A 1,303-nucleotide genomic window follows, 5' to 3' on the forward strand; every position below is an offset into this window, starting at 1 on the left:
TTGGCAAACCATTTTATCAGTCTAAGGAAATACCAGATTCCGTTCAAGATTTTGCGGAGCTGATGGGAGGTGTTTCTATTGCCAACTAAAGAGGCGATGACTATTATTCGTGAATCCGCTACCTTTCTAGATATAAAAAATATACTCTCAACCATGAGCAAGCGAGCCTTGGTTTGTTTTATCCAATTATTAAGAGACTATCAGCATGAAAATAAAGCTGCGGGAAGCCTTATAACAGAAATTATCCAGCTCGCAGAATCTGAACTAGAAAAATACAAGCAGGAGGAAGCGACCTTATGAAATATCCCTATTTACTGCTTAATGAAGCACCCTCTAAAATACAAGAAACGTTTGAGGCTAGCATGAAGGCAATAAGTGAATTAGACACACGTACTTTACTAAGACTTCATAACCGTTGCAAGCAAATGAAAATAGAAAGTCGTTTTGCACAAATTGCACTAAAAATTACGCTTATAAGCCTTTCTTTTGAGCTTTACAAGCGGAGGCAAGGAGGCATTTAAATGCAAGATCAAGTTTTTTATGAAGGGATCTATAAACAAGGATTCGGCATGATTGCAAAAGCGGTCATGCGGGATCAGGAGTTAAGTATAGAGGCAAAAGCCATTTATTCATATTTATGTAGTTTTGCTGGTGCGGGCCAAACCGCATTTCCAAGCGTAGAACTCATATTAGCAGAGTTAAACATAAGCCGTGAGCGCTTTTATAAACATCGTAAATTATTAATAGAAAAAGGGTACATCAAAGTCACGCAAATGAAAAACGAAAAAGGGCAACAACAACAAAATATTTATCACATTTTGAATGAAGTAACCCAGCAGTCGGATTTCAAGACTACGGATAACCCGCAGTCAGAAAAACCGCAGTCAGGTTTTCCGCAGTCGGATAATCCGCAGTCAGAAAACAAGTACAGTATAAGTAACAGTCTTAAAAGTAACAATATAAATAATAACAGTGCTGCTGCTGAAAATAGTAATAATAAATTATATAGTGAGCTGTCTGATGCAAATAAGCAGGCAGCAGCATCCATTCCCATTGATTTATTTCAAGATTGCATCACAAATTGTTTGGGAAATGTATGTCAATTAAGCCCCTATCAAGTACAGGACTTAATCGCTTGGGAAGAAGACACAAATAGACCGCTTGTTAACTTCGCGATCTATCACGCTGGTATGCGAGGTGCTCGAGGTTACCCGCTTATACAAGATATTTTAAAAGAATGGTCACAAGCGAATATTACAGAACTTGCTGCTGCTGTTGCCTATGAACAACAAAAAAAGAATAG

Annotated in this window: 3 protein-coding genes; all 3 read left to right on the plus strand. The window is 37.9% G+C overall.

Annotated features, from left to right (window positions below; genetic code table 11):
- Window positions 1-78: 78 nt before the first annotated feature.
- On the plus strand, window positions 79-300 hold the full coding sequence (locus HCK02_RS13800) for a hypothetical protein (RefSeq protein ID WP_167630673.1): 222 nt from the start codon (window positions 79-81) through the stop codon (window positions 298-300).
- Window positions 297-521: a hypothetical protein gene (locus tag HCK02_RS13805; protein WP_167630674.1), complete on the plus strand. Its 225-nt coding sequence runs from the start codon at window positions 297-299 to the stop codon at window positions 519-521. Before HCK02_RS13800 ends, HCK02_RS13805 begins: the two co-directional genes overlap by 4 nt.
- The coding region (locus HCK02_RS13810; RefSeq protein WP_167630675.1) for a helix-turn-helix domain-containing protein at window positions 522-1,303 on the plus strand (782 nt) is incomplete at its 3' end. It abuts the gene before it with no gap.

Origin of the sequence: Listeria valentina, from assembly GCF_011800755.1 — a bacterium.
GTDB lineage: Bacteria > Bacillota > Bacilli > Lactobacillales > Listeriaceae > Listeria > Listeria valentina.